This window comes from Streptomyces sp. NPDC005566, assembly GCF_040605575.1.
Lineage (GTDB): Bacteria > Actinomycetota > Actinomycetes > Streptomycetales > Streptomycetaceae > Streptomyces.
The window spans coordinates 1-7,110 of record NZ_JBEXDB010000048.1 but is presented as its reverse complement, the minus strand read 5'-3'; the positions used below and the strand labels follow the sequence as shown (position 1 = coordinate 7,110).

The window sequence follows — 7,110 nt, the reverse complement described above, 5'->3', positions numbered from 1 at the left end:
CCATGAAGAACGTTGCGGCGACGAGATACGGCAAGAAGTCGGTCGTCCGACCACCTTGGGCAGGGCTGTCAGTCATGAACGGTGCGGGAGACGGAATACGGAGGACACCGACCGCCGGCGGTTGCCTGGAAACGCCGGGAATCGGGACGAAAGGCGATATTACCCCGAAGGGCGCGCTCTCCGCTCTGCCGGGCCTGTCGCTCGAATGGACTTTATGCGCATAGATTTTTATGACGATTTGGCGCTGAGTTCGTTGTGTGCGCCGACGATTACGTCGATGTATCGTGTCGAAGGACCGGTAGATGGTTCAAGATGCCATTTGCCCGGACACATCAATCGCCAGTCATTTTCGACAAACGTCGCACATCATCAGCCATTCCGCTGCCATTCCGGATAAATCGACGTCTAATTGAATCGACGTCTGATGTGGACTACTGGGGGCCGATTGATGTGTGGTACAGGGAGAGCGTTGGGAGATCTCATTAGCGCAGCGCTGCAGATCGCTCGAGAACAGCGGTGACCTGAGTCGCCGCATTCGACGCTCCGATTCCAGCCAGGTTGACGTGCGGCGCAGCCAATGGCCGAGAACATTGAAGGCCTGGATCGACGCATTCCACGCCTCAGTCTCGCCAGATTGACGTGCGGTGCGGCGAAACGTGCCTGGAGGTAGGAGTGCCGCGGAGCTGTATCAAGCCGGCCGCCCGTCCTGATCCCATGTGCATTTCCGCCGCGCCAATGCAAAAACCCCCGCCTTTCGGGCGGGGGTTTCTGGCTTAGGGAGCCTGACGATTACCTACTTTCACACGGGAATCCGCACTATCATCGGCGTAGAGTCGTTTCACGGTCCTGTTCGGGATGGGAAGGGGTGGGACCGACTCGCTATGGTCATCAGGCAAAGAGGGTTGTTGCGCTGGCTTCGCAGCACAACCAATCCTGGAAGAAGCAGTAATCTTGAGTTGTGTGTATCACACACGAGAATCCAACTTGTCGCTTTGGATCGCGGCCGGTGCTGTCGCACGGCGCAGATCTACAAGGCAGACTTGTTATAGGATCAAGCCTTACGGGCAATTAGTATCAGTTAGCTGAACGCATTACTGCGCTTACACACCTGACCTATCAACGTCCTGGTCTCGAACGACCCTTCAAGGGGATCTAGTCCCCAGGGATATCTCATCTTAAGGCGAGTTTCCCGCTTAGATGCTTTCAGCGGTTATCTCTTCCGAACATAGCTACCCGGCGATGCCACTGGCGTGACAACCGGTACACCAGAGGTTCGTCCACTCCGGTCCTCTCGTACTAGGAGCAGCCCCCTTCAAATATCCAACGCCCACGGCAGATAGGGACCAAACTGTCTCACGACGTTTTAAACCCAGCTCACGTACCTCTTTAAATGGCGAACAGCCATACCCTTGGGACCGGCTACAGCCCCAGGATGAGATGAGCCGACATCGAGGTGCCAAACACCGCCGTCGATATGAACTCTTGGGCGGTATCAGCCTGTTATCCCCAGAGTACCTTTTATCCGTTGAGCGATGGCCCTTCCATACAGAACCACCGGATCACTATGACCTGCTTTCGCACCTGCTCGACTTGTCGGTCTCGCAGTTAAGCACGCTTATGCCATTGCACTATCAGCACGATTTCCGACCGTACCTAGCGTACCTTCGTACTCCTCCGTTACGCTTTGGGAGGAGACCGCCCCAGTCAAACTGCCTACCATGCACTGTCCCCGACCCGGATCACGGGCCAAGGTTAGAACCTCAAACAAACCAGGGTGGTATTTCAAGGACGGCTCCACCGAAACTAGCGTTCCGGTTTCATAGCCTCCCACCTATCCTACACAGATCGGTTCAAAGTCCAATGCAAAGCTACAGTAAAGGTTCATGGGGTCTTTCCGTCTAGCCGCGGGTAGATTGCATCATCACAAACACTTCAACTTCGCTGAGTCTCGGGAGGAGACAGTGTGGCCATCGTTACGCCATTCGTGCAGGTCGGAACTTACCCGACAAGGAATTTCGCTACCTTAGGACCGTTATAGTTACGGCCGCCGTTTACCGGGACTTCAATCAAGAGCTTGCACCCCATCATTTAATCTTCCGGCACCGGGCAGGCGTCACACCCTATACGTCCACTTTCGTGTTTGCAGAGTGCTGTGTTTTTATTAAACAGTCGCAGCCACCAGTTTATTGCAACCCCTTCACCCTTCTGGCGCAAGCCAGTCAAGCTACAAGGGCGTACCTTATCCCGAAGTTACGGTACCAATTTGCCGAGTTCCTTCTCCCGAGTTCTCTCAAGCGCCTTAGAATACTCATCTCGCCCACCTGTGTCGGTTTGCGGTACGGTCATCGTTAGACTGAAGCTTAGAGGCTTTTCTTGGAACCACTTCCAATTGCTTCGCTCCCTAAGGAGCTCGCGCCACACCCTTGAATTCCGCACCCGGATTTGCCTAAGTGCCTTCTCCAATGCAGCGACCGGGACTTCCAACACCCGGACAACCTTCCGCGATCCGTCCCCCCATCGCATCTAACAATGGTGCAGGAATATTGACCTGCTTCCCATCAGCTACGCATTTCTGCCTCGCCTTAGGGGCCGACTCACCCTACGCCGATGAACGTTGCGTAGGAAACCTTGGGCTTACGGCGAGGGGGCCTTTCACCCCCTTTATCGCTACTCATGTCAGCATTCGCACTTCCGATACCTCCAGCACCCTTTACAAGGCACCTTCGCAGGCTTACGGAACGCTCTCCTACCATGCGAGCAAAGCTCGCATCCGCAGCTTCGGTATATAGCTTAGCCCCGTTACATCTTCCGCGCAGGACGACTCGATCAGTGAGCTATTACGCTTTCTTTAAAGGGTGGCTGCTTCTAAGCCAACCTCCTGACTGTTTTAGCCTTCCCACTTCGTTTCCCACTTAGCTATATTTGGGGACCTTAGCTGGCGGTCTGGGTTGTTTCCCTCTTGACACCGGACGTTAGCACCCGATGTCTGTCTCCCGTGATTGCACTCTTCGGTATTCGGAGTTTGCTATGGCGGGGTAATCTGCAATAGACCCCCCAACCATGACAGTGCTCTACCCCCGAAGGTGAGACACGAGGCACTACCTAAATAGTTTTCGGAGAGAACCAGCTATTTCCAGGTTTGTTTAGCCTTTCACCCCTATCCACAGCTCATCCCCTAACTTTTCAACGTTAGTGGGTTCGGACCTCCAGTACGTGTTACCGCACCTTCATCCTGGCCATGGATAGATCACCTGGTTTCGGGTCTACGCCCAGCAACTGAACGCCCTATTCGGACTCGCTTTCGCTACGCCTGCCCTATACGGTTAAGCTTGCTACTGAACGTAAGTCGCTGACCCATTATACAAAAGGTACGCCGTCACCCCTTACGAGGCTCCGACTGTTTGTATGCATGCGGTTTCAGGATCTATTTCACTCCCCTCCCGGGGTTCTTTTCGCCTTTCCCTCACGGTACTGGTTCACTATCGGTCGATCACGAGTATTTAGCCTTGGAGGATGGTCCCCCCATCTTCAGACAGGATTTCACGTGTCCCGCCCTACTTGTCGCACACCTAGTTCTTTCATACTGTTTTCGCCTACAGGGCTATCACCTGCTATGGCCGCACTTTCCAGAGCGTTCGGCTAACAATACAAATAAAGAGTGCAAGGCTCATCCCATTTCGCTCGCCACTACTTTGGGAATCTCGGTTGATTTCTTTTCCTGCGGTTACTTAGATGTTTCAGTTCACCGCGTTCGCTTCGCATGGCCTATGTATTCAGCCATGGATACTCCAAAAGGAGTGGGTTTCCCCATTCGGACATCTACGGATCAAAGCTTGTTTGCCAGCTCCCCGTAGCTTTTCGCAGGCTACCGCGTCCTTCATCGCCTGTGATCGCCAAGGCATCCACCACATGCACTTGTTCGCTTGACCCTATAACGAGTCTGTCTCGCTACAGGTTGAGTTCTCGCGTTGTGCCGTATTCCAATTGAGTCAAACATAGAGTTCGAATCATCTTGAGATACATCGATACAATCACAACCCGGATAGTTTCCACGTCCATCTCAAGACGCTTCCGCTATCCAAATTACTTACTTCTTCCAGATTGTTAAAGAACGACAGCCGATACATACTACGTATCACTCTGACTGGCTCAATCGCCAATGACAAAGACTCGAACAATCGTCATTCGAATGTTTGTCATTGATGATTATCGAAAGCGGCCGGCATTATAACCGGTTAAACCGCTAACAGACAGTCTTTCTGTCTTTATCAACAGCCGATAAGCGTGAGCGCTCAACTTTGCGAGAAGCTCTGGAAAGGAGGTGATCCAGCCGCACCTTCCGATACGGCTACCTTGTTACGACTTCACCCCAGTCATGAATCCTACCGTGGTGACCGTCCTCCTTGCGGTTAGACTAGCCACTTCTGGTAAAACCCACTCCCATGGTGTGACGGGCGGTGTGTACAAGACCCGGGAACGTATTCACCGCGGCATGCTGATCCGCGATTACTAGCGATTCCAGCTTCATGCACTCGAGTTGCAGAGTGCAATCCGGACTACGATCGGTTTTCTGGGATTAGCTCCCCCTCGCGGGTTGGCAACCCTCTGTTCCGACCATTGTATGACGTGTGAAGCCCTACCCATAAGGGCCATGAGGACTTGACGTCATCCCCACCTTCCTCCGGTTTGTCACCGGCAGTCTCCTTAGAGTGCTCTTGCGTAGCAACTAAGGACAAGGGTTGCGCTCGTTGCGGGACTTAACCCAACATCTCACGACACGAGCTGACGACAGCCATGCAGCACCTGTGCGCCGGTTCTCTTTCGAGCACTCCCGCCTCTCAGCAGGATTCCGACCATGTCAAGGGTAGGTAAGGTTTTTCGCGTTGCATCGAATTAATCCACATCATCCACCGCTTGTGCGGGTCCCCGTCAATTCCTTTGAGTTTTAATCTTGCGACCGTACTCCCCAGGCGGTCAACTTCACGCGTTAGCTACGTTACTAAGGAAATGAATCCCCAACAACTAGTTGACATCGTTTAGGGCGTGGACTACCAGGGTATCTAATCCTGTTTGCTCCCCACGCTTTCGTGCATGAGCGTCAGTATTGGCCCAGGGGGCTGCCTTCGCCATCGGTATTCCTCCACATCTCTACGCATTTCACTGCTACACGTGGAATTCTACCCCCCTCTGCCATACTCTAGCCTGCCAGTCACCAATGCAGTTCCCAGGTTGAGCCCGGGGATTTCACATCGGTCTTAGCAAACCGCCTGCGCACGCTTTACGCCCAGTAATTCCGATTAACGCTCGCACCCTACGTATTACCGCGGCTGCTGGCACGTAGTTAGCCGGTGCTTATTCTTCCGGTACCGTCATCCCCCGACTGTATTAGAGCCAAGGATTTCTTTCCGGACAAAAGTGCTTTACAACCCGAAGGCCTTCTTCACACACGCGGCATTGCTGGATCAGGCTTTCGCCCATTGTCCAAAATTCCCCACTGCTGCCTCCCGTAGGAGTCTGGGCCGTGTCTCAGTCCCAGTGTGGCTGGTCGTCCTCTCAGACCAGCTACTGATCGTCGCCTTGGTAGGCCTTTACCCCACCAACTAGCTAATCAGCCATCGGCCAACCCTATAGCGCGAGGCCCGAAGGTCCCCCGCTTTCATCCGTAGATCGTATGCGGTATTAATCCGGCTTTCGCCGGGCTATCCCCCACTACAGGACATGTTCCGATGTATTACTCACCCGTTCGCCACTCGCCACCAGGTGCAAGCACCCGTGCTGCCGTTCGACTTGCATGTGTAAGGCATGCCGCCAGCGTTCAATCTGAGCCAGGATCAAACTCTTCAGTTTAAACCTGTTACTGTTTTCGGTTCAGTTAAGAACCGGTCGCTCACTCAAAGCTGACAGGAATATGAATCACTTCATAAACCTGACTTACTTTAGTGTGAGACTCTTGATACTTTCGCTATCTGATCCGAGGATCAGCTCGCTGCCATCAAGCGCCCACACTTATCGGCTGTTAATTTTTAAAGAGCATTCTGCGAGGAACTTCGTGTTTCCCGGCAGCGCTGCGTTTTCAGAAGCGTCAAGCCGCGCTCGGCTGCGTCGCGCTTGATCGTGTCGGTGGTGCTGCGGAACTGGTTGCCGCCGAGCTCGCCGAGATCCGGGAACGGCGCGTCGAGCGCGTATTGCGTGAAGTCGTGGTGATCGAAGTAGCGGCCGAGATAGTCGAGCGCGTTGTCGATCGTCACGAGCCGCGCCGTGTCCTGATACTGCGCCTCCGCGTCGGCGGCCGATGCCGCGACGATCACGCTCGTGCCCTGGAACACCTTCAGGCTGTCGGGTGCGCGACCGCGCGCCGCGAGCCGCTTCTGCACGTCCGCATAGAACGCCTGCGCGAGCGGGATCGTCTCCTGGCGCGTGTAGATCGCATCGGCATGCTCGACCGCGACCCCCTTGCCGTCGTCCGACGCGCCGGCCTGGAACAGGATCGGGCGCCCCTGTCGCGAGCGGCCGATGTTCAGCGGCCCGGCCACCGAGAAGAATTCGCCGGTGTGATTCAGCGTGTGCAGCTTGTCCGGATCGAAGAACACGCCGCTCGCCTTGTCGCGCACGAATGCGTCGTCTTCCCACGAGTCCCACAGCCCCTTCGTCACGGTGAGGAATTCCGATGCGATCCGGTAGCGCAGCGCATGCTCGGGATGTTTGTCGCGCGAGAAATTCTTCGCCGAGCCTTCGAGCGGCGACGTGACGACGTTCCAGCCGGCGCGGCCGTCGCTCAGGTGGTCGAGGCTCGAGAACTGCCGCGCGACGGTGAACGGATCGCTGTACGACGTCGACAGCGTGCCGACCAGCCCGATCCGCTCGGTGACGAGCGCCAGTGCCGACAGCAGCGTGAGCGGCTCGAAACGATTCAGGAAGTGCGGGATCGATTTCGCGTTGATGTGCAGGCCGTCGGCGACGAACAGCAGGTCGAATTTCGCGGCCTCGGCCTGCCGCGCGAGCTCGCGCACGAAGGCGCCGCCGGGTCCGGTGATGTGGACCGCGAGACCTCCCTCGCTGCCGCCCACGACGTCCCGTACGGAATCGACCGCCGGACCGATGCGCTCCCAT

At 55.5% G+C, this 7,110-nt stretch carries 1 protein-coding gene and 3 rRNA genes; all 4 read right to left on the bottom strand.

All coding sequences use genetic code 11. The features are described 5' to 3' along the window. Nucleotides 1-780: 780 nt before the first annotated feature. A 5S ribosomal RNA gene (gene rrf / locus ABZS61_RS34565) occupies nucleotides 781-893 on the bottom strand. A gap of 154 nt (nucleotides 894-1,047) precedes the next feature. Continuing rightward, nucleotides 1,048-3,929: ribosomal RNA gene (locus tag ABZS61_RS34560) — 23S ribosomal RNA — on the bottom strand. Between the two features lie 385 nt (nucleotides 3,930-4,314). Then, nucleotides 4,315-5,847: ribosomal RNA gene (locus ABZS61_RS34555) — 16S ribosomal RNA — on the bottom strand. Together the 16S, 23S and 5S rRNA genes form the textbook arrangement of a ribosomal RNA operon. Nucleotides 5,848-6,023: 176 nt before the next feature. Continuing rightward, on the bottom strand, nucleotides 6,024-7,110 hold a 1,087-nt coding region (locus tag ABZS61_RS34550; RefSeq protein ID WP_356430421.1), incomplete at its 5' end, for an NtaA/DmoA family FMN-dependent monooxygenase.